A 24,860-nucleotide genomic window follows, 5' to 3' on the forward strand; every position below is an offset into this window, starting at 1 on the left:
TAGACACCTCACCATGACAGACTTCCAAGCAGTGACTCCAGCAGCTTGGTTACACTTATGCTCCAACGGGTCTGGGTTTTTTCGTTCAGTTCGTCCTTCAGACTGTTATTGATATGCTTGTTCTCCAGCGCAATCGTGTACAGTGGATCAACAATCACATGGGAGACCGGAGATGCACTTTTGAGTCGATAGGTGGTGCTTTTGCCCATGCCGTCCCAAGCCTTGAATATCGTTGTACCGTCCTTGAAGGTAACTTGAACAGGGACCTTGGGATAATCTGCCCCTTTTTTGCTGAGTGTGATGGTTGCTTCGTATCCGTTGGCCAGCTTGCGGTTCGTAATGCGATCCACTGAAAAATCCGCCATCTGGCCGTCGTATACATATTGTTCAAAATAGTGGCTCCACGAACGTCCGGTGACTCTTTCGACGATACGCTGAAAATCCTGTGAGGATGGATGCTTGAATCGGTAGGTCTGGACGTAGGTACGCATAATTCGGTCCATTTTTTTTACGCCGACCTGGCGTTCAATGCCACGCAGCACCAGCTTACCCCGAGAATAGGCATTTTGTGCATATTTAATAGCTGAGCCGTACTTCCAGGACTCACGGTTTAACGGCTGCGGGGAAGATACCTGTCCAGACTGTAACGGCAAGTTGGGGATAAGTCCGTACTCTTGCTCCATGAGCCGTTCCTCTGCATAAGAGGTAAAGCCTTCATCCAGCCATGGTTCCTCGAATTCGTTGTTTGCCACCATTCCATAGAAATATTGATGCCCAATCTCATGAACGACTGTCCGCTCCAGACTATAGCCTGGATTCAGGTTATCAGCCGCTGCAGCCGTAATGAGTGTGGGATATTCCATGCCGCCCGCGCCGCTGCCTGCTTTGGGTGGTACAACGATGGACAGGGTCGAATATGGATAAGGCCCGTACCACTTGCTGTAATAGGAAAGAGCGGCCTTGGCTGCGCTCATATAGCGTCCCTTGAGCTCCTTGTGCGATGGGTCGAGATACAGTTTGATTTTGACACCCGGCACCTCGGCAGAGGAAAATGGCTCTTCTGCGGCTACAAAATTCGGTGAAGCGGCCCATGCAAAGTCGTGCACGTCATCGGCATAGAATTGATATATTTTTTGCCCATTTTGCCGGACTGCTCCACGGGTGGGGAATCCAGTTGCAGCCACGATGTATGTTTCAGGCACTCGAATCCGCACACTGTAAATTCCGAAATCGGCGTAAAATTCGGAGTTTCCATGATACTGATGCAGATTCCAGCCTTCCTCGGCGCGTCCACGCTGTCCTGCGGTTTCGTAGACGCTAAGTTTGGGAAACCATTGACCCGCCATGACAAAATCATCTGTTGCGCCCATACGTGCGAAGATGGCGGGTAGCTTTACCTCAAACTTCATATATAATGTAATGCTTTCACCACCTCGGACTGGCTTGGGGAGACGTACCTTCATGAGCGAGCGGTCGTTCACGTTACCGTCATCCGGCTGCACGTATTGAGTCCGGTGCAGGAGGGATAAACCGTCTTCCGTTTTAAGTTCAGTTAGTGTCATGGAGCCAAAGCCGTTCTTGGGCATGGTGTCGCCGCGCAGCTTGCCCCCGGATTCCTTCATGAAGGTGGTTTCCATGGAAGAGAAGGCATTGGGGTACAGATGCAGGTACAGATCGTTCACGGTTTTGGTGCCCGGATGCTTCCATGTAAGCGTCTCGGTGCCCCGCAAAACCTGTCCTTCTTCCAGAGACACGTCAATGTGGTATTCCACCACACGCTTGCTAAGAATCTCCGAAGCAGGCTGTGGAGGACTTTGGGGTACGTCAGGCAGGATGTTTGCCCCCAGAGGCTTGCCCATGTTTGGCGCAAGCGCAGACTCCGACTGGGAATCGTACGGCGGTTTGCCCAAGGATTGCGGATCGGACTTAGATTCAGGCTGCCAGGCAAACCATAACGTCCCTACGAGGAGACCGAGGGCTAGTGTAGACAATAAAACGATTTTGGTGCGTGCTGGGGTCATACAATGGATACCTCCCGTTGACAAGCATCTACAGCATGTATATGTTTGCTTTCGGGAGATTATTAGTTAAAATATTTATAGTGTAGAATGAGTGTCAAGACGGAAAATGGAGGCTTAGTGACGCATGAGTGAAAATCAGCCGGACGGCAAAAAACAGATTGCACTGAACATTGTCAGTGGCAAGAGTAAACATAAGGGCTTCGGCGCAGGTTCAATCGACCTGAACAGCATGTCCCCGGTCATTATTGACCGCGGCGAGGCCAAAATTGATGTCGGTGCTATGCATGCCAAAAGTAAAGTAGAACGAGGGATTAAGTTTTCTACCAATAAAGAGGATGTACCAAACGGACGCCAGGTTTGGCTGGTATGGGTAGCCGTGGACCGCACACCCGAAGGACGTGTGTACGGCGGCGCGACTGCCTGTGAGATGCTGATTGACGACGAAGCCAAACGCGGCTGGAAAATCCTCGCCGATCACGTCAACCGTATGGATTACGCGCTCAAGCGTCGTTTCATGCTGGAGGATCTCGGCAGTCAGGATAAAGCAGCACTCAAAAGCCTGCTGATTTCTCATAATGAGGAATGGTGGGACGCTTCGCCTGAGGAATTGAAGCAGGCGCTGGAAGGGTAAGCGGAAGATCAACCACAGAAGCAGTTTCTCCGTATTTGGAGGAACTGCTTTTTTAACGGAGCTGATGAGTTTATCGGGACTTAGCAGAAATTTAATCAATAAATTATATCGCGAGACAAATATAGAAACGACCCAATTGGAAACTTTGTTTAAGCTTTGTGATGCTTTCAATTGCAAGCTTTCATACCGATTAAGGCAGATAAATGATGCTATTGTATTTTGGGGATTAGGCCTTGTGGCTATTCTATTAGGTATGAAGTCAGATATGGAATTAAGAAATCATAAAGATGATAAGAACAAAAACGATTAATTGTAAAAATAGCACCGAGTAAATAGTTCATCAAGCGATAGTAACTACATAGGAGCATAACATTTGCCTTCGGTGAAATTGGGTTACATGTTAAAATGTTTTGAATATAATCAAAGAAAATGAATTTCTTAAAAGGATCTAACCCATGATTTGTTGGAGCATATCAAAGTAACAAAATCATAATTGTTGATATATGTGGTTATTTGACTGATAGCGCCTTGACATCCTGGAAAGGCATTCACTATAATTCAAATAGAAATCGGTTCCAAAATCCGGTTTTTATTTATATCTTTTGTGGAACCGGTTCCTAAAAAAGTGTAGTTAAGTCCTGTTCACTGTTTATGAATGTAATCTGTAGATAAGGTGGCATCGTTATGTTTAAATGGTTGAAAAAGAAGGCGGCTCCTCGTATTGAAGAATTCGACATGATAGCACCAATTAAAGGACAAGTGGTTTCCCTTGAAGAGGTTCCAGATCCTGCGTTCTCTACGAAGGCTATGGGGGAAGGCATCGCTATTCATCCGTCTGAAGGCAGGGTCACGGCTCCTTTTACGGGGAAAGTCGCTCATGTGATGGAGAAAAGCAAGCACGCCCTGGTAATTGAACATGAATGTGGTGTACAAGTTTTGATACATGTCGGGATTAATACCGTCTCACTCAAAGGGCAGGGCTTTAACCCTCATGTCCAAACAGGAGATAACGTTAAAGCGGGGCAATTATTGATGGAGTTTGATCTGGACGCTATTCAACAGGATGGCTTGCCGGTAATTACTCCGGTAATTGTTCCAGACGGGCAAGAAATGATCAGTCATGTGGAAATATTGGAAGGCTCGTCTGCTTCTCCTGATGCACCTGTATTGAGAGTCTATTTGAAAGCCTAGTCAGCATTCAGCTTCCTACTGCGTAAGATCATTAGGTAAATTCTTGGGGTTTAACAGTAAAATATGTAGGATAAGACTAACTGGAATTTCAGGGTAGTCTTTTCTTTAGATAAGTAAGTCACAAACCGCATATTTCAGATATCCGCCGATTACAATTGCCTCCGTAAAGCCCTCCATGAAAGCAAATCACTTTTTTAATATCATAGGGGAGCAGATTTTTAAGAGAATCTTTCGCTATGTTAAAATCATGACAGTATTGTGGATCTGGCCCCTGTAGCTCGCCACTCACTACGTTCAGAGCATCTCCTGCAATCAAAGTTTGACTGGTCTTATGATAGAAGCTTAGGTGTCCCGGTGTATGACCAGCAGTATCTATAACTACGATCCCTCCACAAAAGGGCAATTCCTCCCCAGCAACGATCGTGGAGTTTACGGCAGCCTTCGGGGGATTTTCAAGTGTGCGCCGGAATGCATGTCTCCACTCTACCGGGACAGATTCGGGCATGGAGTTTACAGCTTGAGTTATCGCTTCTGGTGTCAGCTTTATAAGCTGCTTTTCTCCCTGTATATAGGGCTTTTCGATAGAACTGGAAAACACCTGAACTGGGGATGAACAAGTCCGAATTACATCTGCCAAACTGCCGATATGATCAAGGTCCTGGTGTGTAATGAATATGGAGGTAAGTTTATGTATGGTGAATCCGGTACTTAGAATAGCCTCTTGTAAAAGCGGTAATTGCCCGGGGTAAGTCGTGTCCACTAAAATCATATTATCTTCGTCCCACATTAAGGTGGGGTGAATGCTCTCTGTTCGTCCCATGATGGTAGAAGAAACCTGAAGTATCTGTATTCCCTTGTCCAATTGCATCGAATCCTCCTAAAAGAGTTGATGTAATACAAAGGAATCGTATCACGAAATTAAAATATGTAAACCTTAATTATAACATAAAAATAGTTATTTGTCAATATATAGAATTCTAAATTTGTGTGACAATGACTCTTGCAAAGAGTGCTTTTTTATTTTATTCAGGTTTAATCAGAGGTTCACGAAAGTAGAGAAGTGTAACTAACTTTACTGGTTAGGAGTGATTACGTGAAGAAGATTTACTTTGCGAGACATGCCAAAGCAACAGGACAGGAGCCAGATGCCCGACTCACCGATGAAGGTATCCAACAAGCTGAGCAATTGGCTGATTTTATGGAGAATGTAGGTGTGGAATATATCGTATCCAGCCCGTGGGAACGGGCCGTGCGAACCATTCAGCCTTTGGCTGAACGGAAACAGTTGCAGGTATATACTGATCTACGTCTTCAGGAACGGGTGCTTAGCCGTGTGCATTTAGATCATTGGATGGACGTGCTGAAACAGACCTATCTGGACGAGGATTTGAAGCTGGAGGGAGGGGAATCATCCCGTGAAGCGACAGATCGAGGAATACAGCTTGTTCAGGAGCTTATAGAACGGACAGAAAAAACGATCATCATTGTAACTCATGGGGCTCTGTTGTCACTTCTCATTCGACATTACGATTCGCAGTTTGGGTTTGAGGAGTGGAAAACACTTTCGAATCCGGACGTATATTTGCTTGAAACCAAAGAAGCAGAAGCCCAGATTCGCAGAGTGTGGACTACGGAGTGAAATTAGTGAAGTGCGTTTACCATAGAAACAATAAGCCTGGCAATACCATAATCCGTTCATTGTATAAATACCGAGTGGCTGGATCATCCTTTCTCGACGCGTGGCTGCTTCATAAACAATTGTAATGACGCGTTGTTCCAGCGCACTCTCCAGTAGCTCTCTTAGGAAAGGCACTTCTATGTCATGCGGGGGTATCCAGAAGACAAACCGCTGCTGCAATTGTTCGATCTTTTGCTTAAGTTCACTGGATAGATAATGAAAGGACTTGTGCAATGCGGAATCCACTTCGTTTTTAAAGGGGAGAGATTTGTAATTCCGAATTTTGCGAATTGGTATATTAGCTTTAAGCATGTTACCCTTTTGCCAGATTCAATTGCCATGAAACTCCGTATCTGTCTTCAACCCACCCAAATAGTTGGCTTACGGGCGAGGCCTCAAGGGGCATTAGAACTTGACCTTCCTGCGATAGCTGATCAAACACTTGGTGAATTTCTTCTTCCGAATCACAGGTGACGAATAGCGATAGGGCCGGGGTAAAAGGGTGCTTGTCCTGATGATTTTGGTCAATAGCCATGAAGGTTTGTCCTTTGAGGGTGAATACAGCATGTAACACGGCTCCGTTCTCCTGATGAAGTACGCTGATGATGTCCGACGGCTTAAACACAGAGGTATAAAATTGTATGGCTTCTTCTGCTTGACCGGAGAACATAAAAAATGTTGTAATTTTTGGGTTGTAATTTTGCATCAGATCAGCTCCTTGGACTGGATGGTAGATGTTAATATTTTCCCGCTTTTCGAATAGAAATATTCAACCATAAAAGAAGCACTTCATGAGGATATACATATATGTGAAGGGAGGATAACAGAATGATGGACACAACAGAGAGGCTTGTGGAAATGTTCGGTTCAGGCAAGAAGCTGGATGCCAGCATCATTTCCGCCTATACGGATGTGGTTGTCCAATATGGGACTGGTACATCTTCCATGCGAATCGTATCGTGAACAACTGGCGGCCGAATTGGATAAAGCGATGGATCAAAGCTTTTCAATGAATTTTTACCTTTATTAAGCTTTAAATGCACTCAGGCAGATATCATTCCGCGATTGGTACATTGGGGGGAGCAATATGCTTATCGGTTGCTGGATCAGTATCATGAGCTGAGAAAACGAGTTGAGATTAAGATGGTGCATGAAATCGAGCTGGCGCATGTTCGGACAGGGAGTTAATTGGGTCAGGATAGAACTTTTGATGAAAAGGGACGAAATAGCGGAATGCGGCGACGGTATGGGGATTCGCCCAGTCCACGGGCTGATGTCCCGCATAGGATACATCAGCCTAGAACACAAGGAGTGAAACACATGTCTTTAATGCCACAGGTCCCTTTCGGAACGCAACCGGGAACTCCGGGCCCATTCACACCGTCAGGTCCCTCGCTTCCACAATTTCCTGGCACACAGGGTTCGTTCCCGTCACCGATGGGACCACCACCCGGGGGAGGGTCTTTTTCGCCACCGCCGCAGGGGCCTTTTGGCCCACCATCAGGGCCAGGACCGCTTGGCCCTATAGGACCGGGATCCCAAGGTTCACTCGGACCCCAAGCTCAAGCGCCAACAGCCCCACCACCGCAATTTACGCCACCAAAGCCACTGGTCACGGCCTATGCTATTGACCCTTTAGCCATCTCCGGGTGTTTGTTCCGCAACACGTTTGTATGGCTGACGAATGGCGAGCGCTTCTGGCTGTATCCCGTCTTTGTAGGCAGAACATCCGTAGCGGGATTTCGGTGGAATGGTCGTTTCTGGACTTATTATGGTGTAGACACCAACCGTATCGAGTCGTTTAGCTGCTTTTGGTAAGCAAACCTTTGGGGGAAAAGCGTACCGGAAGGGGAAGCTGCGGATAATCGTGGCAAGAGAGATACATGGGACATATGAGGAAATAAAATGAAGTAAAAAAGGACTGAGAGAAGCGCTTATAGCGTTCCTTCAGTCTTTTTTGTTGTTACTCCATCCACCATCGCTTGAAATTGCTCCACCATGATTTCTTTTCTGCCTGCCGCTCCGATTGGTCAGTCTGTGTCGCTGTCGGTGGGTTATTCCGTCCTGACAGCGTTTCTTTCGGCTCCGTGCCGCTGACGAATACCTCCAGCCGCTTATCCGGACTGTCCGGCGCAGCCAGCTTGCCACTGGCTGGATCAATATAGGCGCTGACTACACCGTCAGGGATGGGAAAGATTTTGGGCGGCACATTCTCCAGCGCTTTCTCCGTATATTGCGCAAAAATCGGTGCCGCCCGCCGGGCATCCTGCGTGCTGATGGCCTTGCCCTTGTCATAGCCGACCCAGACGGCGGTGGACAGCTCGGGTGTGAAGCCAACCATCCACGCATCGGTGTTGGTCGTGCCGCTCTTCCCGGCAACCGGGCGCTTGATCAGCTTCGCGACCCGGTTGCCGGTGCCGCCTTCCTCGAACACGCCTTCCATAAGGCGTGTGAGGACGTAGGCAGAGGCGGGCTTCACTACCTGAACCGGAGCGGTCTGCGGTGCTTCATAGAGCGACCGCCCGGCCGCATCGGTGATGCGCAGCACCGCCACCGGTGCGACCTTTTGCCCGCCGCTGCCGATGACCGAGAAGGCCGAGGCCATCTCGAACGGGCTGACAGGCGATACGCCCAGCGCGAGGGAAGGCACGGGCTTCAGCTCGCTCGTAATACCCATTTTGCGGGCGAGGTCCATGATCTTGTCTGTCCCCACCTTCAAAATGGTGCTTACAGCATAAATATTATCGGACGCCGCAATCGCACGCCGCAGATCGATTTCTCCCAAATATTTGTCTCCAAAATTTTTGGGCTTGTAGGTTTTACGGTTGTTGTCGTAGTGGAACAACGTCGGTCGGCTTTCGAACTTGGACGTACTTGTCAATTCGCCAGAATCCAGTGCGCTCAGATACATAATCGGCTTAAAGGACGAGCCAGGCTGCCGGGTTGTGGCAAGCGCATGATTATACTGATTGCCGACATAGTTGGTCCCTCCAACCATGGCCTTCACATGCCCGCTGCGCGGGTCAATGGAGATCAACGCCGTTTCCAGTCCGTTGCTGTTCTTCATGCCCTCGTCTACAGCCGCCTCGGCTGCTTGCTGCATGTGCATGTCCAGCGTGGTATAAATGCTTAGGCCGCCATGCTCCAGCACACTTTCACTAATTCCCAGCTGGTTCGTTGCAAGCTGGCGGATGTAGTCGCGGAACCAGGGGGCTGTTTCTACCGTCCGGCGCTGGCTCTCGGGCCGCAGGGCAAGCATTTCCTCATAGGCCTTGGTAGCTTGGGCTGGAGTAATTTTGCCGGTGAGCGCCAAGGAATCCAACACAATTTTTTGCCGATCCTTGGCGTTTTTCATATGATTATACGGCGAATAATAGGTCGGTCCCTTCGGAATACCTGCCAGCAGGGCGCTTTCAGCCAAATCCAGATCTTTTGCGGACTTACCGAAATACATCTGCGAAGCCGCTTCAATGCCGTAGGCACCGTGACCATAATAGATTTCATTCAAATACATTTGCAGCAGCTCTTTCTTGGTGTACTTCATTTCAAGCTGCGCGGTATAGATGGCTTCCTTGGCCTTACGTGTCCATGTTTTCTCATGAGATAGATACAAATTGCGTGCAAGCTGCTGAGTCAGCGTGCTGGCTCCTTGCGACATATCCCAATGGGTCAGATTGACAAGCACGGCCCTGCCCAGGCCTTTGAAATCAAAGCCAAAATGATCGTAAAACTTCCGGTCTTCCACAGCCAGCGTAGCTGCAATCAGATCGGGTGAAATTTGATCCAGCTGGACAGGAATGGATTCCTTGCCTCCGGCAGAGAAGGTGGCAATGACTTGGCCCTGGCTATCGAGCAGACGCGAATTCCGGTCCGTATCCGCGAGCGGGAGACTGGTGGTATATAAATAGGCGAGCAGAATGCAGGCAGCGATGACCGTCAGAATGGTGAGTGACAGCAGTCCCTGAAACCATCGAAGCCAGAGCGGCTTGCGTTTGGGGAATTGCCCGGTTGTAGCGGCCATCTTGCCACCTCCTTCCATGGTTGATGTTCTCAGTATTGTCAATCCGAAAGCGTCTATTCATCAGATGCGTGTACGTGTGTATTTTATACGAGATCGAGTCTAAAAAGGCTTTTTCAGGTTATCCAAGTATCGCCTATAAGCAAAAGTGTGAAAGTACAGTGTGTTTGGTACAATAAATATAGCAAATCCGGCGTGTGCGTATTGCAGATATTAAGGAAGTCAATGTTTATATTGCCACGACCAGAACCGCCAGGGCGCGGCCTGAACGATAAAAGGATTGTCGGACACATAATTTGATGAGAAAGAAGGTTGAAATGATGGATTTGTGGTTTACAGAGAAGCAAACTCCCTCTTTCGGCATTACAGCAAAAATCAAACAAACGTATGTCTCTGAGAAAACGGAGTTTCAGGATCTGGCGATGATCGAGACAGAGGAATTCGGCAACATGCTTGTACTGGATGGTATGGTAATGACTACCGTGAAGGATGAATTCGTATATCACGAAATGGTAGCACATCCCGCTTTGAATACCCATCCGAATCCGAAAAAGGTTCTGGTTGTGGGCGGCGGCGATGGCGGAGTTATTCGTGAGGTTATCAAGCATCCTGAGGTGGAAAAGGCTGTGCTGGTTGAGATCGATGGCAAGGTGATCGAATATTCCAAACAATATTTGCCCGAAATCGCCGGGAAGCTGGATGAGCCCAACGTAGAAGTAATGGTTAATGATGGATACATGCACATTATTGAACATAAAAATGAATACGACGTGATTATGGTCGATTCAACAGAGCCGGTCGGTCCGGCAGCACCGTTGTTCGAGCGCGGGTTTTACCAAGGTATTTTTGAAGCGCTGAAGGAAGATGGTATTTTCGTGGCGCAGACGGACAACCCTTGGTTCAAGGCTGACTTGATTCAGAAGGTCAACAAAGATGTGAAGGAGATTTTCCCGATTGTACGTGTGTACGGTGCGAATATTCCAACCTATCCGAGTGGTCTCTGGACATTCACGCTGGGGAGCAAGAAGTATGATCCGCTGGAAATAGACGAGGCTCAAATTCCAGAGATGGATACTCGGTATTACAGTCCCCGTTTACACAAAGCGGCGTTTGTATTGCCTAAATTTGTGGAGGATTTAACGAAGTAGAGAGCAAAACGAGCTAAATATACATCCCAATATCACCGTGTTATGACATAAAATAAATGTAACTGTATTTTAAGAAGCGTCGCAGTGCTCTTTTTCACCTATTTTTGGGTGGAAAAGAGCACTGTAGGCGCTTTTTTGTTCTGGATAAGGTTGGAAAATGGGCGTGAAAGCATATTGGACACCGAATTTCCTATAAAGATAAAAGAAGGAAATTTAAGGTTATGCGTAGAATATACAAAAAACTAGACATTTTACAGAATTGTAATATCAACAAGGGGAGGTCTGGTTATGGCAATACATAATTCGGTGATGTACCAAAGAGGGGGAAATTTTTTTGATCAGACGCTCTTTTTATTACCTGTGGGGGTCTCAGACGATCTCCAACGTAGCAGATATCATCTACATGTTGAGTGTAGTGGTATTGGTGTTCAGCTCAAGTAATTCTTTAATGACGACCATTTTGATTCCGCTCTTCCGATTGTCTGCCCAAGTGCTTAGCGGGCTCGTTGCACCGATAGTCCTCGGCCGATTTCGACTGACGCGTATTTTGCTATTTTCCCAATTTGGGCAGTTTGTCATCTTTACGCTGTTGCTGCTTTATTTGTGGATCACGCCTGATCAGAGGTCGTTTCTGTTCATTTTCGTGATGGTGTTTGGTATGTCATTTCTGGATGGCTGGACCAACCCGGCACGTAATGCGCTTGTACCCCGATTGGCAACCGGCGAAGGACTGATGCGTGCCAACGGCATGGTGGCGGTCAGTGATCAAGTGGTTAAATGTGCAGGCTGGGCGTTGAGTGGAATTATTGTGGCATGGCTCGGTTCCCTGAATACGCTTGTGATCGCATCCTGTTGTTATTTGGTGGCTGTAACTGTTACTTCATTCATTCGTGATCCGCTGGATCAAAAGGAATTAAGCCCCGAATCTTCAGAGTTTGCCACGAGCGGGTCAGAAACAGCAAAAGCAAAGGAAAAAGGCTCTCACTGGAAGGAGCTTGGGGAAGGCTGGCAGATCATTTGGCATAACCGCCGCATTCGTTCTTTGATGATCGTGGATAGTGTGGACACCATTGGAGGAACCTCCTGGCTTGGCGTATTTATTCTGGCGTATGTTACTCAGGTGCTGCATCAGGATGCAAGCTGGTGGGGCTTTATGAATGCCTCCTTTTTCTCTGGTACGATTCTGGGCGGACTGCTCGTCGTTGGCTTGGTCAAGCGGCTGCAAAGAAACAGCTTTCTGTACATGCTCGGAGCGTTGCTCGTATATGTGCTGATTACGGTGGTGTTTGCGCTCAATACGATCCCAGTCGCTGCGCTTGTTCTTTTTGCTGTATCCGGCTTACCGGTTCAAATGGCAGGAATTATTCGCCGTACCTTGTTGCAAACGAGTGCCCCGGCCGCTCAGCTCCCTAAAGTGATGGCGGGTATTGATGTGCTTACGAATCTCGCTTTCGGCCTATCCTTGTTATTCCTGGGCTGGTATGCAGACCGTTTCGGCATGGTGCAGGTGTATTTACTGGCTGCGGCTATGACAACCATTGCCGTTCTGATCGGTTGGTTCTATCGCCGTGATTTTCAGGAAAGTGAGCAAATTGATCATCCAACCGCTACGGGCGCTGGTATTTAAAATTGGCGTTCTCGTTAGACGTGACATCGTTCATTGGATGACTACATAGTTAAATGCAGGTGTATAACCTGTAATTTCTCTCAATTTCACAGGAACACCACTGGGATGATGTTGACGGTGGTGTTCCCTTCATATCATTTGGGACAGTATGTCTGTTGAGCCATATGTACCCTTCTAATGTCAGGTCCGTTTGCTCGTGATATATGTTTTGACGGCAGGAGGAGTGTAATTGGTAAATTGCCGCAGGATTCCTTGCGGAGTAGTATCCGTAAGTACCATCGCACGATATTTTTCCTGCATAAATTGTTCCTCAGCCATACGATCAAACAAGGAAATAAGAGGATCGTAATAATGGTTAATGTTTAAAAGACCACATGGCTTTTCGTGCAAGCCTAATTGTGCCCATGTAAAAATTTCAAAATATTCTTCCATCGTACCTGGGCCACCTGGTAAAGCAATAAACCCGTCCGCAATCTCTGCCATTTTAGATTTTCGTTCATGCATGGAATCAACAATGATTAGTTCGCTCAGGCTATTATGCGCGATTTCACGGCTTTGCAAAAAGTGAGGGAGCACACCGATGACGTGACCTCCTGCATGAAGTATCGCATCAGCTACTGCACCCATTAAACCAACGCTTGCTCCTCCATAAACCAAGCTTATCTCTTGTTCGGCAAGTGCCTTGCCCAGAGCAATAGCATGCTCTCGATAAATCGTAGACGCTCCATCACTGGAACCGCAGAAAACAGCAATGCTTTTCATATTAGATCCCCCTTATGAATATCTCTTTGCAAGTTTTTGCTGGTGTGTCCGAAATATGTCTTCCAAGGTGATGTCATACTTGTTGGCGATCACGATAAGATTACCCAGTACGTCTCCAAGTTCTTCAGTTAAATGTTTCTTGTTATCCTCGAATGAACCATCGATCTCATCAGGACGGTCTCTGCCGATTTCCAGGGCGCGAATGGCTCTCGCAACCTCTCCCGTTTCTTCTGCCAAGAAACCAATTCGGACGAATATATCTAAATCCGACCAGCTTCTCTCCTGGTAATACTGCTTTACCCATTGTTGAAATTCATTAATATCCATATCCAGCCTCCAAATATAAACCAATGTATAGGTGTCGGCTATACACAAAACCTCAAGGTTTAGATAAAACCGAAACGTTTGTTCGTATTTTTTATTATATAATATGAAAGGGTATTTTTCAAAGAAAAATATATTTTTGGAGCGACCGTGGAACTTATAAAGAGGTACTTCAAAATAAACTAACGAGGATTAGTTATTAAGGAGCCAAAAAGGAGACAAGCTTATTTGGCTCCTTTTTCGTTGTTTAACCATTGGGCAGAATAGTGGAATTGATCAGGAGAGGAACGGGTCTGTTCATCACAACTAGTCTCATACTTTTTGAAGAGGGAGTCCCCGTTCTATTCGAGCCAGGTTGACAATACGTTGGATAAGGGCAATTTTTGCTCGTGTGTAGCCCTCACGGCGTTCAGCCAACCTCGCGTTTAAGTTCACCTGGACCGCATCCGGTCAGTCTGCTAGGCCGTAGTGAACTGGCTGTTATAGAGCGAGGCATAATGCCCCCCGCTTGCAAGCAGGCCCTCATGGGTTCCGCTTTCGACGACATCACCGTTTTTCATATATAAAATCAGATCCGCTTCGCGGATGGTCGATAGTCTGTGGGCGATCACAAAGCTGGTGCGTCCAGCAATCATTTTCATAAACGCCTTCTGAATACGCGCTTCTGTCAGGGTGTCTATACTGCTGGTCGCTTCATCCAGAATGAGCATAGGTGGATCGACGAGGATTACCCGAGCGATGGTGAGCAACTGCTTTTGACCTTGCGACAGGCTGTCGCCTGAACCGCTGATGACCGTATCGTAGCCATGTGGCAGCCGCTTGATGAAGCTATGTGCATTGGCAGCCGTCGCAGCCGCGATAATTTCTTCTTCGGTCGCTTCCGGCTTTCCGTAAGCGATATTGTCCCGAATCGTACCGCTGAACAGCCATGTATCCTGAAGCACCATGCCAAAATTAGTCCGCAGGCTGTCCCGGCTCATATCGTTGATATTCACCCCGTCGATGGATATCGAACCGCTGTCCACATCATAAAAGCGCATGAGCAGGTTAACGAGCGTTGTTTTACCAGCTCCGGTCTGCCCGACAATCGCAACACGGGTACCCGGCTTAACCTCCAGACTAAAGTTCGTAATGAGCGTACGCTCCGAGGTATAGGAGAATTTGACATGATCAAAAAGAATTGTGCCTTTGCTGCGTTCCAATTGTACGGCGTTCGATTTTTGCGGCTGCTCAGGGGGTGAGTCCAAAATAGCGAATATGCGCTGGGCAGAAGCCGTAGCCGCTTGGAATTGGGTCAGCACACCCGTAATTTCATTAAAAGGCTTGGCAAACAGATTCGTATAGATCAGAAAACTTGATAATCCCCCTACCGAAATCACACCCAAAATGATGGATATACAACCGATCATCGCCGTGACCGAGAAGGTCATGTTGTTCACCAGCCGGGTGGAGGGATTGGACAATGATCCATAAAACTGTGATTTCACCCCGGCTTGATACAATTGGTCATTTCTGGCGGCGAACTCCTCAAACGAACGGTTTTCATAATGAAAGGCTGTAACCACCCGCTGTCCGCCAATCATTTCCTCCACATAACCATTCAGACTCCCTAAAATTTGGGCCTGTTCGCGGAACATGCGTTGGGATCGTGTGGTAATAAACCGTGCCACGCCATACGTAACCGGGGCTGACACCAGCACGACCAGCGTCATGATCGGACTGATATACAGCATGAGCACAATCGAGCCTATAATCGTAATAACCCCGGTAATCAAAGTAGAGAAGCCTTGCAGCAATCCATCTGACACAGCGTCCATATCGTTCACAAAACGGCTGATGCTGTCACCTTGCGGGTGATTGTCGTGGAAGCTTAACGGCAGGATATTAAAATGATCAAATAACTCCCGCCGCATATCATTGACCGTCTGATAAGCAATACGGTTCGTTAAATAGGTGAGCAGCCAGCTAAACAAGCTGCCTACGGTATACACCATGCCTAATCCGGCAAGAATGTGCGCAATTCCTCTAAAATCCACCACTCCCTTATCTACCATATGGTCGATGGCCTGACCGATCATATAGGGACCGATCAGACTGGCAAGCACGCTGAGAATTGCGCTGACAATGACCCAAAATGCTGATTTTTTATATTGACCCACATAGGTTAACAATCTTCTCCAGGTTTCTTTACCGCTCATTGGTCTACCTCCTGCGTTGAGAGCTGGGAATGGTTAATTTCCTGATATACATCTGAGCTGCTCATCAACTGTTCGTGTGTGCCGACACCGACAATCCGCCCTTCATCAAACACAATAATTTTATCAGCATGCTGTACGCTGCTGACCCGTTGCGAGACAAGCAGGACGGTCATGCTGCTGCTATTTTCCCGTAACGATTTACGCAAGGCGGCATCGGTTGCAAAATCGAGTGCACTTGATGAATCATCCAAAATGAGGATTTGCGGATTCCCTGCAATAGCTCTGGCAATGGTTAGACGTTGCTTTTGACCTCCCGACAGATTAAGGCCCCCCCGGGCAATCGGAGCATCGTATTTTTCGGGCAGATTGGAAATGAACTCATCCGCTTGCGCGATGGCTGCGGCTCGGGCGACTTCCTCATCGGTGGCGTGTTCATGACCCCAACGAATATTATCCGCTATGGTGCCGGTAAACAGCAGCGCCTTCTGTGGAACAATCCCGATTTTCTGCCGCAATTGCTCAAGCTTATATTGGCGAACATCGATGCCATCGACCTGAACATGCCCCTTCACCGCATCATAGAACCGGGGAATGAGATTCCCAAATGTAGATTTCCCCGAACCCGTCGCTCCGATGATACCGACCGTTTCACCGGGGAAGATGTCTACGGTAACATCGCTCAGCGCCAATTGTCCCGTTTGGTTGTATCCGAAGGAGACGTGATCAAAAGCGATGGCCGGTACGGTGCCCTGCTCATCTGAACCAGCCCGGCCTGTAGCCGTAGTCACATCGGAGATCGAAGCTTGTGTATCCAGAACCTCCTGAATCCGTGCAGCCGAGGTTGCAGCCTTGGTGAACAGAATAATTAGATTGGTCACCACGATCAGAGCCAGCAAGATCTGCGTGATATAATTAATAAAAGCAATAATCTCCCCTTGAGTAAGAGATCCATATTGAATATGAATGCCGCCGACCCACAGAATCGCAATAATGGCTCCGTTGACCACCAGCAGTGTGGCGGGGCTGAGCAAAGCGGAAATGCGCCCAACACGGATGGCGGTTTGGGTCAGGTCATCCGAGGCTGTATTGAACTTGACCCGTTCGGTTCCTCTTTTGGCAAAGGCTCGTATGACTCTTACCCCTGTAAGATTTTCGCTTAGCACAAGAGCGATGTTGTCCAGCTTTTTCTGATACTGGCGGTACAGGGGCGAAGCCTTCGTGATCACCAGATACAGGATCAAAGCCAGAATTGGCGTAGCCGCTAACAGTACCAAAGCGAGGCGAAAGTCCAGGATCATCGACATGATAATAGCCCCAATGCAAATAAAAGGAGCGCGAATGACCAGACGAATCAGCATCGCCACAGCCGTCTGGAGCTGATTCACATCGTTCGTGATCCGATTGATGAGTGAGGGTGTACCAAACTTATCCAGATCGGCATAAGAGAACGATGAAATGTGCTTAAACATCGTATTGCGCAGCGTCGTTCCGAATCCTTGAGAGGCCCGGGCTGCGTAGAACTGGCACACCATTGAACTGCCAAAGCCCAGCACGGTCATAAGCAACATCAAAAGACCCATCTGCCAAACATAATGGGTATCTCCTTTGCCAACACCATGATTGATCATTAGGGCTACCATGGTGGGCAGCAATAATTCCAAAATCGCCTCAATCAGTTTAAACAGAGGTCCAAGAATACTTTCCTTCTTATAAGGCTTCAAAAAAACAGCAAATTTCAGCAAATAAACCATCACCTAACCTGAATATTGTATAAAGCCCGTTGACCCAATCTGATAACTGAATATGATTATGGCATATCCCAAACCATATGAATAATATTTAATATATATTAGAGGTATAGGTTTTACATATATCAGTACCGGAGGTCCATGATGGAATTGAGACATCTCAAGTATTTTTTGGCGATTGCAGAGGCGGGACAAATCACAGCGGCAGCTAAAAAGCTGCAAATCGCACAACCTCCCCTCAGTCAGCAGCTCATGCAGCTGGAGGAGGAGCTTGGTGTAAAGCTCATGCATCGAGGCTCGCGAAGCATTCATCTGACAGAGGCCGGAATCATTTTGCAGAACAGGGCCAAGCAGATTTTGGAGCTGACGGATGCCACGACGAGGGAAATAAACGATTTTGCTATGGGTATGAAGGGAACGCTCACGATTGGAACCGTCTCTTCTTCCGGCGCAGCTCTGATGAAAGACAGGCTTTCCGAATTTCACAAAACCTATGCGGGCGTAAAATTTGAAATTCATGAGGGAAACACGTTCATGATCCTCGATCTGTTGAACAAGGGGATTGTAGAGGTCGGTATCGTCAGAACGCCGTTCAACACCACCGATCTGGGGTGCAGATATGCAGCCTCCGAGCCGATGGTCGCGGTGATGAAAGAAGAGCATGACTGGAACCCTGACCAGAAGACGATTCCACTGTCTGACTTGAAAAACAGACCGCTAATCATATACCGCCGCTTTGAGCAATTGATCCACGATGCCTGCATGAAGCATGGCTTTGAGCCGAATTTCTTTTGCAAAAACGATGATGCCCGCACTACGCTTCACTGGGCTAATGAAGGACTGGGTATCGGTATGATTTCGCGGTCCGCGCTGTCTCTAGGCAGCAATAACCAGTTAATTGTGAAGGAAATTATGTGTGAAGAATTGCATACTCGTGTGGCGGCTGTCTGGCTCAAGGATAAGTACATGTCTTCTCTGGCTTCCCGATTTATCGAAAGCTTTAGCCAAGCACCCGATGGAGTCACTCCACAGTAGCTGTTTTTTTTGTGGATGAAAGCATCTTTTTGTAAAATCTCATTTGAATTGCAAACGGGAACTGGATATAGTAGTACAGTAGGATAGCGATAGAATGGAGTTTGAACACATGCCACACAATGCAAAGGTCCAAATCCGTCTTCATAGTCATCACGACGGAGAAGATGTGGTGCAGGAGCTTCCCGGAGAAGCCATCATGCGTGGGAAGCATCTATATATAAGGTACGATGAGCCCCAAGAGGGACCTGAGGGCGGAACGACACGGAACACGGTCAAAATCGGACCGGATGAGTTGAAGCTGATCCGTCACGGCGAAGTGCAATCAGAGCAGTCGTTTGCTCTGGGACGAAGATTGCCTGGATTTTACCGATCGCCTTATTTAAGCCTGAACATGTCTGCGCATACGCAGAAGCTCGATATTCGAATGGACGGGTTTACCGGACATGTGAGCTGGACTTATGATCTGTACGTATTTGAGGATTTCTCGGGGCATTTTGCCATCAGTTTGCATATACAGGAGGAGCAACAATCATGACAAGCAATCCACTGGAACTCATTAATCTAAAGGTGACCTCAGCTATCGAGGTAGCGGTACTGGCTGCCGGAATCGTGAGCCGCGAAGAGCTGCCGACGATTACGCTGGAGGTGCCGAAGGACAAGTCGCACGGTGATTTGGCTACAAACGCTGCGATGCAGCTCACCCGCATTGCGAAGAAAAACCCGCGTCAAATTGCAGAAGATTTGATCGCAAATATGGACTTGGCTGCCGCTTCAATTGAAAGCGCGGAAATTGCCGGACCGGGCTTTATTAACTTCCGCCTGAACAAGAGCTATCTGTATGATGTCATTAAACAGGTGCAGGAGCAGGGAGCAGATTACGGACGTGTGCAGGAAGGTGCAGGCAAAAAGGTACAAATCGAGTTCGTCAGTGCGAACCCGACAGGTAGCCTGCACTTGGGCCATGCGCGCGGTGCGGCAGTAGGGGATGCCCTCTGCAATGTGCTTGATTTTGCTGGATACAAAGTAACTCGTGAATACTACATTAATGATGCGGGTAACCAGATTTACAACATGAGCCGCTCAATTGAGGCGCGTTATTTGCAAGAGCTGGGACAGCCTGCGGAGATGCCGGAGGACGGGTATCACGGTGAGGACATCATCGGCTTTGCCAAGGAACTGGTGGCCGAGAAGGGCGATTCCCTGCTGTCTTTGACACCAGGCGACCGCGCAGCTTATTTCCGTGACTATGGTCTGGAAAAGGAACTGAACAAGATCAAGCGCGATCTGGAACTGTTCCGTGTACCTTTTGACTCCTGGTTCAGCGAAACATCGCTGTATGAGAACGGTGAAGTGCTTAAAGCGCTGAACGAGCTGCGTGACCGTGAGGAGATTTACGAGAAGGACGGAGCCACATGGCTGAACACAACCAAGTACGGCGACGATAAAGACCGTGTCTTAATCAAAAATGACGGTACATACACGTACCTGACCCCGGATATCGCTTACCATCGCGACAAATATGCCCGTGGGTATGACACAATCATCAACATTTGGGGAGCGGATCACCACGGCTACATTCCACGGATGAAAGCAGCTATGGAAGCACTGGGCAACGACCCGGATAAGCTCAAAGTGCTGATTGCCCAAATGGTCAGCCTGTTCCAAAACGGGGAAAAGGTAAAAATGTCCAAGCGTACCGGCAAGGCCGTGACGATGGAAGACCTGATGGAAGAAGTGGGCGTAGACGCGATCCGTTACTTCTTCACGATGCGCAGCATGGATTCACATTTGGATTTTGACATGGATTTGGCGATTTCCACTTCCAATGAAAATCCGGTATTCTACGTGCAATATGCCCACGCGCGGGCGTGCAGCGTATACCGTCAAGCCGAGGAGCAAGGAATTGCCGTACTGCCGTTGGCAGAGGTTGATCTGTCCAAACTGACGGCTGAGCATGAGTACGACCTGTTGCGCAAAATCGGCGAGCTGCCGGAGGAAGTATCGGTAGCGGCTGCGAGCTTTGCGCCACACCGTATGATTCGCTACGTCTACGAGCTGGCATCGTTGTTCCACAGCTACTATAAAGCAGAGCGCGTTATCACTGAGGATGCCGCTCAAACGCAGGCCCGCTTGGCGCTGTTTGGCGCGGTCCGCACCACCATTGCCAATGTGCTGAAGCTGGTAGGCGTGTCTGCACCGGAACGCATGTAAGCAAACCACTTTAACGATAAAAGGAACCGTCCGTACCATCCCCAGCAGGGTGGCACGTTCGGTTCCTTTTTTGGTTCGAGCAGCTTAGTAGCGTTCCAGCACCAAATTCGTTTTCAGGGAATCGGCAGGAACCAGCCATCCTTTGGATTGCAGCAGATTGATCAGCTTGGTACGATTGCTGGCGGCAACGCTGTAGTCCGAGGTTTTGAAGGAGATTTCAATGATGGTATCTGTACCTGATCCGTTCGCACTGCGGATAGGCCAGACTTCAACGTCGGTATCCAATCCTTGAAAGCTTCCTCCATATTTGCTGACCTGTACAGGACCGCGTACTCTGGAGTCTGCCAGGGTTTGTTTGCCCCAATTGCTGGTTTTCCAGTTTTGCAGCTTGCCCGGAAGATTGTCCAATAGTTGCTTTAACGCCTGGTCCGGGTAAGGAAGAGTTAATCCTTTGGAAGCGTTCGTTTTTTTATCATTGGAAAAGCTCAGCGTCTGCTTGCTATAACCCCAATCCACCTCAGCATCGTAGTTATCGTCGGATGCACTGAAGCCTTCTTTATTCGCTTGGTTGAGAGCCGCGTTGATATCTCCGTTCGTGACCGTGTACCGCTTCTTGTAGGTTAATTCATAATTCTTTTTATCTTCTTTTTTGCGAAATCTGACATTCCAGCCCTCGTTGTTCAATTGCAGTTGATCCGTGTCAAAATATTCGACGCTCAATCGTTGCGCAGCTTCGCTAATTTGAAATTCGTTGGCTACGCTGCTTTTCAAAGAGCCGTCCGCATTGAGCACCTGAGCTGTATCCAGCAGCAGCTTTACCTCATAGCTTGGTGTGGCATTGGCGGCAGCCTGTGCAGGCTCGGCACCTTTCCATCCCGTTACAAGCAGCACTGCACTTAAGGTGAATACCGACAAAGCCTTTGTGATACGAAGACCAGTTTTCATTCAATCATCTCCTGTTCGTCCGAATGGGGGTACACGCTACACTTTACGGGTGTAATGTCAGTCGTATGTCAAGGCAAGCTGGTACTCCGGTTAAAAAATAACATAATTTCTATATGACAGGTAAGATTTATTCTTGGTTCCCTAACAAATATTCAGCAAATTGGCGGATTAGGGCCGAGCGGTGGCGGTCCTTATTGCTAACCATATAAATGTACCGCTCCCCACGTTGACCCGGAATGGGCCGTATGACCAGCATCCCGCGTTCAACCTCGGACTGCACAGCTATGCGGGAGACGAAAGAGACGTGCTCTCCCAGCATGACCGCCTGTTTGATCGCCTCCAGCGAATCCAGCTCCAAATAGGAGGGGAGGCGGCGTCCGCCATGCTCCAGCCATTTGTCGGTCATTTGGCGTGTGCTAGAATCCTTGCCGTGCAGCACGAAAGAGGAAGAAGCGATTCGCTCAGGTATTAAATCGGTTTCGCTTGCGAGCGGGTGATCAGGTGCGCAGATCAGTACCAGCTCATCCTCGCCCAAGGATTCCGATACCAGCGTGGGCACTTGAAACGGCTCTGTTGAAATAACGCCAAGGTCGATTTCGTGACGGGCAAGCATGTCCTTGATCACCGGAGCAGTTTTCACGGACAAGGCAATATGAATTCCCGGATGTTCACGGGCAAAACGGTGCAGCACCGCAGGAAGCACGTAGGTAGCTGGTACATAGCTTGCGCCGATTCGAATGCTCCCCCGCTGGAGTGTGTCGAACTCGCATACAACCCGCTCCGCCTCGGCGGCGAGCGCATTAATCTTGCCGGCATAGTGGAGCAGCGCGTGCCCGGCATCCGTCAGGATGATTTTGCCCATACGCGTGTCGAACAGCTTCACCCCCAAATCCCGCTCCAGATTTCTCATATGAAAGGTAATGGTCGGTTGTTTCAGGCCGAGAAGCTCGGCTACTGTGGTAATTTTATGGTGCTTGTCCAGCAACTCAACAATATGCAGCTTCAAAAGACTTAAATTCACTTGGAATACCTCGCTTTCAGGTTGATCGGAAACTCATGCCCGCTCCATGCGCGGCGGTATCAATCCCCTCTATATAGATTAAATCTATGAGTATTAACACAATTCATTGAAATAATTAATTTTGTTTTAACTTTCCAATAACACAGGCTGCGAATTCAAGCTTTACACTGGGGTCAGTCATAAGAACAGGCAGGTAATGCGATGAATCAGGATTTGTATATTCACGGGTTGAGTAAAACCTTCGGCCATATGACCGCATTGCACGAGACGAATCTGGTCGTACGGCGGGGACAATTCACGACACTGCTCGGTCCGTCCGGTTGCGGGAAAACAACGCTTCTGCGCATGATCGCAGGGCTGGAGACGCCCGATACCGGCACGATCACGATGGGAGAGGAAGTTCTTTTTTCGGCTGAACGCAAAAAGGATATTCCCGCGCATCTTCGTCATTTCGGCATGGTGTTTCAGGATTTCGCGCTGTGGCCGCATATGACGGTGTTTGAAAACGTGGCCTTCGGCCTGCGTGCGAACAAGCATGGAAAAGGCCCCGGTTCTGGTAGCGTGCGTGGCAAGGAGCTGCGAACAGCAGTATTGGAGGCGCTGGACAAAGTCAGACTGTCGGGGATGGAGGATCGGTATCCTCATCAGCTGTCTGGTGGCCAGCAGCAGCGGGTCGCTTTTGCCCGCGCGGTCGCCATTCGGCCGAGGCTTGTCTTGTTTGACGAGCCGCTCAGTGCGCTGGACGCGGTGCTTCGCGAAGAGATGCGCATCGAAATGCTGTCGCTGGTGCGCGATCTGGGGCTGACTGCCCTGTACGTCACCCATGATCAGATCGAGGCCATGTCAATGTCCGATGAAGTGGTCGTCATGAGAAGCGGACATATTTTGCAGACCGGAACACCGGAGATGATCTACGGTCGCCCATCTCATCCAGAGGTGGCTAGGTTCATTGGCAAATCGAACTGGCTGGAGCCGGAACGAACACTATTCCGTCCCGAGCATGTCCGCTGGGAACAGGATCAAGTGGATCAGCGCTCTTTTACAGTGGAGATTCGTCATATCAGCTATGTTGGGGACCGTTATGAAATCCGCATACTGGCAGAGAACGGCGAGCTATGGACTGCATATCATTCCACTCGCTTGCCTATCGGGGAACAAAAGCAAATTTGGGTATCACCGCAACACATCCACCAACTCGTTTCATAGGGAAAAGGGGTATAACACAAGATGATGAACAAGCACGTTTTTCGTACAGGTTGGAAAAAGGGTGCAATGCTCGCATTAACATTGACCTTTGGACTGGCTGTCGCAGGCTGTGGAACGGATACACCATCCAAGGATGGAGCGCAAGCCACCGGATCAGCAGGACAAGCCGGAGCGGCATCGACAGATCAGAAGCTGGTTGTCTACAGCGCAGGCCCTGACGGGCTGGCAAAAAAGCTGGTAGCGGGGTATGAGGCGCAAAGCGGAGTGAAGGTCGAGCTGTTCCAGGGAACGACAGGTAAAATTTTGGCCCGGATGGAAGCTGAGAAGGCGAATCCGGTAGCAGACGTGGTGGTACTGGCATCTCTTCCGTCCGTGCAAGGCTTGAAAAAAGACGGTCTCACGCTCCCTTACCCGGATGCCAAAAACGCGGACAAGCTGAATCCCGATTGGTCCGACAAAGAAGGCAACTACTTCAGCACCAGTGCTTCCGCATTAGGTATCGCGTACAACACGAAGCTGGTGAAGACACCGCCGACTTCATGGGCCGATCTCGCGAAGCCAGAGTACAAGGACCAAATTAACATTCCTGATCCGTCGCTGTCTGGTTCGGCGCTGGATTTTATGACAGGCTACCTGAGTGCCAATGGCGATGGGGGCTGGACGTTGTTCGAGCAGTACAAGGCTAACGGCGTAGCGATGGCTGGAGCCAATCAGGAAGCGCTGGACCCGGTCATTACCGGAGCCAAAAGCATGGTCGCTGCTGCGGTTGATTACATGACCTACAAGGCCAAAGCCAAAGGCGAGCCAATCGACATTGTTTATCCGAAGGAAGGAACAGTCATCAGCCCGCGCCCTGCGGCGATTCTCAAATCGACACAGCATGAGCAGAATGCCAAGGCATTCATTGACTATCTGCTGTCGGACGAGGCACAGAAGCTGGTAGCGGACGCTTCCTTGCTTCCGGGCCGCACGGATGTCAAAGCAGATAAGCGCGCCAATCTGGATGAGATTCCGTTGCTGAAAACCAATTGGGAATGGATGGGCGAGCACGGGCCTGACGTGACGGAGAAGTTCACGCAAATGTTCAAGTAAGCGG

23 protein-coding genes and 2 pseudogenes are annotated in these 24,860 nt (G+C 48.8%); 14 read left to right on the forward strand and 11 right to left on the reverse strand.

Annotated features, from left to right (window positions below; genetic code table 11):
* Positions 1–8: 8 nt before the first annotated feature.
* Positions 9–2,021 carry a M1 family metallopeptidase gene (locus ABIA61_RS25685; RefSeq protein WP_404521584.1) on the reverse strand — a complete coding sequence of 671 codons (2,013 nt, stop codon included), beginning with the start codon at positions 2,019–2,021 and terminating at the stop codon, positions 9–11.
* A gap of 124 nt (positions 2,022–2,145) precedes the next feature.
* Between ABIA61_RS25685 and ABIA61_RS25690 the strand changes: the two genes are divergently transcribed.
* The 3 genes and pseudogenes from ABIA61_RS25690 (at position 2,146) to ABIA61_RS25700 (ending at position 3,843) form a co-directional block, all read left to right on the forward strand.
* Positions 2,146–2,652 carry a YwhD family protein gene (locus tag ABIA61_RS25690; RefSeq protein ID WP_283654101.1) on the forward strand — a complete coding sequence of 169 codons (507 nt, stop codon included), beginning with the start codon at positions 2,146–2,148 and terminating at the stop codon, positions 2,650–2,652.
* A gap of 7 nt (positions 2,653–2,659) precedes the next feature.
* A pseudogene (locus ABIA61_RS25695) lies at positions 2,660–2,836 on the forward strand (helix-turn-helix domain-containing protein); the annotation flags it as partial.
* A gap of 500 nt (positions 2,837–3,336) precedes the next feature.
* Complete coding sequence (locus ABIA61_RS25700) at positions 3,337–3,843, forward strand: PTS sugar transporter subunit IIA (RefSeq protein WP_404521586.1); 507 nt, start codon at positions 3,337–3,339, stop codon at positions 3,841–3,843.
* Between the two features lie 118 nt (positions 3,844–3,961).
* Here ABIA61_RS25700 and ABIA61_RS25705 read toward each other — a convergent pair whose 3' ends face one another.
* Entirely contained in the window at positions 3,962–4,711 is a 750-nt protein-coding gene (locus ABIA61_RS25705) for an MBL fold metallo-hydrolase (RefSeq protein ID WP_404521588.1), read from the reverse strand.
* A 225-nt stretch (positions 4,712–4,936) separates the two neighbouring features.
* Here ABIA61_RS25705 and ABIA61_RS25710 point away from each other — a divergent pair, with 225 nt between their 5' ends.
* Positions 4,937–5,482: a histidine phosphatase family protein gene (locus ABIA61_RS25710; RefSeq protein WP_404521590.1), complete on the forward strand. Its 546-nt coding sequence runs from the start codon at positions 4,937–4,939 to the stop codon at positions 5,480–5,482.
* 36 nt (positions 5,483–5,518) lie between these two features.
* Here the strand turns inward: ABIA61_RS25710 and ABIA61_RS25715 are convergent.
* Positions 5,519–5,833: pseudogene (locus tag ABIA61_RS25715) on the reverse strand (WYL domain-containing protein); the annotation flags it as partial.
* Between the two features lies 1 nt (position 5,834).
* Complete coding sequence (locus ABIA61_RS25720; protein WP_283654105.1) at positions 5,835–6,227, reverse strand: VOC family protein; 393 nt, start codon at positions 6,225–6,227, stop codon at positions 5,835–5,837.
* A gap of 122 nt (positions 6,228–6,349) precedes the next feature.
* On the opposite strand from ABIA61_RS25720, the gene ABIA61_RS25725 reads away from it, so the two are divergent.
* The 3 genes from ABIA61_RS25725 to ABIA61_RS25735 all read left to right on the forward strand — a co-directional run bounded on the left by ABIA61_RS25725 (position 6,350) and on the right by ABIA61_RS25735 (position 7,339).
* Positions 6,350–6,484, forward strand: a complete 135-nt coding sequence (locus tag ABIA61_RS25725) for a hypothetical protein (RefSeq protein ID WP_283654106.1) — start codon at positions 6,350–6,352, stop codon at positions 6,482–6,484.
* A 102-nt stretch (positions 6,485–6,586) separates the two neighbouring features.
* Entirely contained in the window at positions 6,587–6,709 is a 123-nt protein-coding gene (locus ABIA61_RS25730) for a hypothetical protein (RefSeq protein ID WP_404529721.1), read from the forward strand.
* 132 nt (positions 6,710–6,841) lie between these two features.
* Positions 6,842–7,339, forward strand: coding sequence for a transporter (locus tag ABIA61_RS25735; RefSeq protein ID WP_404521592.1), 498 nt, complete (start codon positions 6,842–6,844; stop codon positions 7,337–7,339).
* A 145-nt stretch (positions 7,340–7,484) separates the two neighbouring features.
* Here the strand turns inward: ABIA61_RS25735 and ABIA61_RS25740 are convergent, their stop codons facing one another.
* Positions 7,485–9,542, reverse strand: a complete 2,058-nt coding sequence (locus ABIA61_RS25740; RefSeq protein WP_404521594.1) for a transglycosylase domain-containing protein — start codon at positions 9,540–9,542, stop codon at positions 7,485–7,487.
* A 317-nt stretch (positions 9,543–9,859) separates the two neighbouring features.
* Here ABIA61_RS25740 and speE point away from each other — a divergent pair, with 317 nt between their 5' ends.
* Positions 9,860–10,687: a polyamine aminopropyltransferase gene (gene speE / locus ABIA61_RS25745; RefSeq protein WP_404521619.1), complete on the forward strand. Its 828-nt coding sequence runs from the start codon at positions 9,860–9,862 to the stop codon at positions 10,685–10,687.
* A gap of 334 nt (positions 10,688–11,021) precedes the next feature.
* Positions 11,022–12,314 (forward strand): MFS transporter, encoded by a 1,293-nt coding sequence (locus ABIA61_RS25750; RefSeq protein ID WP_283654109.1) that lies wholly within the window; start codon positions 11,022–11,024, stop codon positions 12,312–12,314.
* A 180-nt stretch (positions 12,315–12,494) separates the two neighbouring features.
* On the opposite strand, the gene ABIA61_RS25755 is transcribed toward ABIA61_RS25750, so the two are convergent.
* The 4 genes from ABIA61_RS25755 to ABIA61_RS25770 form a co-directional block, all read right to left on the reverse strand.
* A complete protein-coding gene (locus ABIA61_RS25755; protein WP_283654110.1) occupies positions 12,495–13,076 on the reverse strand; it encodes an LOG family protein in 582 nt (193 codons plus the stop codon).
* A 12-nt stretch (positions 13,077–13,088) separates the two neighbouring features.
* The gene (locus ABIA61_RS25760; RefSeq protein ID WP_014279118.1) at positions 13,089–13,403 is read right to left on the reverse strand and encodes a MazG nucleotide pyrophosphohydrolase domain-containing protein; all 315 of its coding nucleotides are present in this window, start codon (positions 13,401–13,403) and stop codon (positions 13,089–13,091) included.
* 455 nt (positions 13,404–13,858) lie between these two features.
* A complete protein-coding gene (locus ABIA61_RS25765; protein ID WP_283654111.1) occupies positions 13,859–15,598 on the reverse strand; it encodes an ABC transporter ATP-binding protein in 1,740 nt (579 codons plus the stop codon).
* Entirely contained in the window at positions 15,595–17,340 is a 1,746-nt protein-coding gene (locus ABIA61_RS25770) for an ABC transporter ATP-binding protein (protein WP_283654112.1), read from the reverse strand. The genes ABIA61_RS25765 and ABIA61_RS25770 overlap by 4 nt, the downstream gene beginning before the upstream one ends.
* A gap of 150 nt (positions 17,341–17,490) precedes the next feature.
* Between ABIA61_RS25770 and ABIA61_RS25775 the strand changes: the two genes are divergently transcribed.
* From ABIA61_RS25775 to argS, 3 genes are all read left to right on the forward strand, one after another.
* Positions 17,491–18,381 (forward strand): LysR family transcriptional regulator, encoded by an 891-nt coding sequence (locus ABIA61_RS25775; protein ID WP_404521598.1) that lies wholly within the window; start codon positions 17,491–17,493, stop codon positions 18,379–18,381.
* A gap of 94 nt (positions 18,382–18,475) precedes the next feature.
* Entirely contained in the window at positions 18,476–18,916 is a 441-nt protein-coding gene (locus ABIA61_RS25780; protein WP_014279122.1) for a YwiB family protein, read from the forward strand.
* Entirely contained in the window at positions 18,913–20,592 is a 1,680-nt protein-coding gene (gene argS, locus ABIA61_RS25785; protein WP_283654113.1) for an arginine--tRNA ligase, read from the forward strand. The genes ABIA61_RS25780 and argS overlap by 4 nt, the downstream gene beginning before the upstream one ends.
* An 84-nt stretch (positions 20,593–20,676) precedes the next feature.
* On the opposite strand, the gene ABIA61_RS25790 is transcribed toward argS, so the two are convergent.
* Together ABIA61_RS25790 and ABIA61_RS25795 are read right to left on the reverse strand one after the other, a co-directional pair.
* Entirely contained in the window at positions 20,677–21,537 is an 861-nt protein-coding gene (locus tag ABIA61_RS25790) for a hypothetical protein (protein ID WP_283654114.1), read from the reverse strand.
* 127 nt (positions 21,538–21,664) lie between these two features.
* Positions 21,665–22,558, reverse strand: coding sequence for a LysR family transcriptional regulator (locus ABIA61_RS25795; RefSeq protein ID WP_404521600.1), 894 nt, complete (start codon positions 22,556–22,558; stop codon positions 21,665–21,667).
* A gap of 201 nt (positions 22,559–22,759) precedes the next feature.
* Between ABIA61_RS25795 and ABIA61_RS25800 the strand changes: the two genes are divergently transcribed.
* Positions 22,760–23,764 (forward strand): ABC transporter ATP-binding protein, encoded by a 1,005-nt coding sequence (locus ABIA61_RS25800; RefSeq protein WP_404521602.1) that lies wholly within the window; start codon positions 22,760–22,762, stop codon positions 23,762–23,764.
* Positions 23,765–23,785: 21 nt separating this feature from the next.
* Complete coding sequence (locus tag ABIA61_RS25805; protein WP_404521604.1) at positions 23,786–24,856, forward strand: ABC transporter substrate-binding protein; 1,071 nt, start codon at positions 23,786–23,788, stop codon at positions 24,854–24,856.
* Positions 24,857–24,860 lie beyond the last annotated feature (4 nt).

Source organism: Paenibacillus sp. RC21 (genome assembly GCF_044907935.1).
Classification (GTDB): domain Bacteria; phylum Bacillota; class Bacilli; order Paenibacillales; family Paenibacillaceae; genus Paenibacillus; species Paenibacillus terrae_A.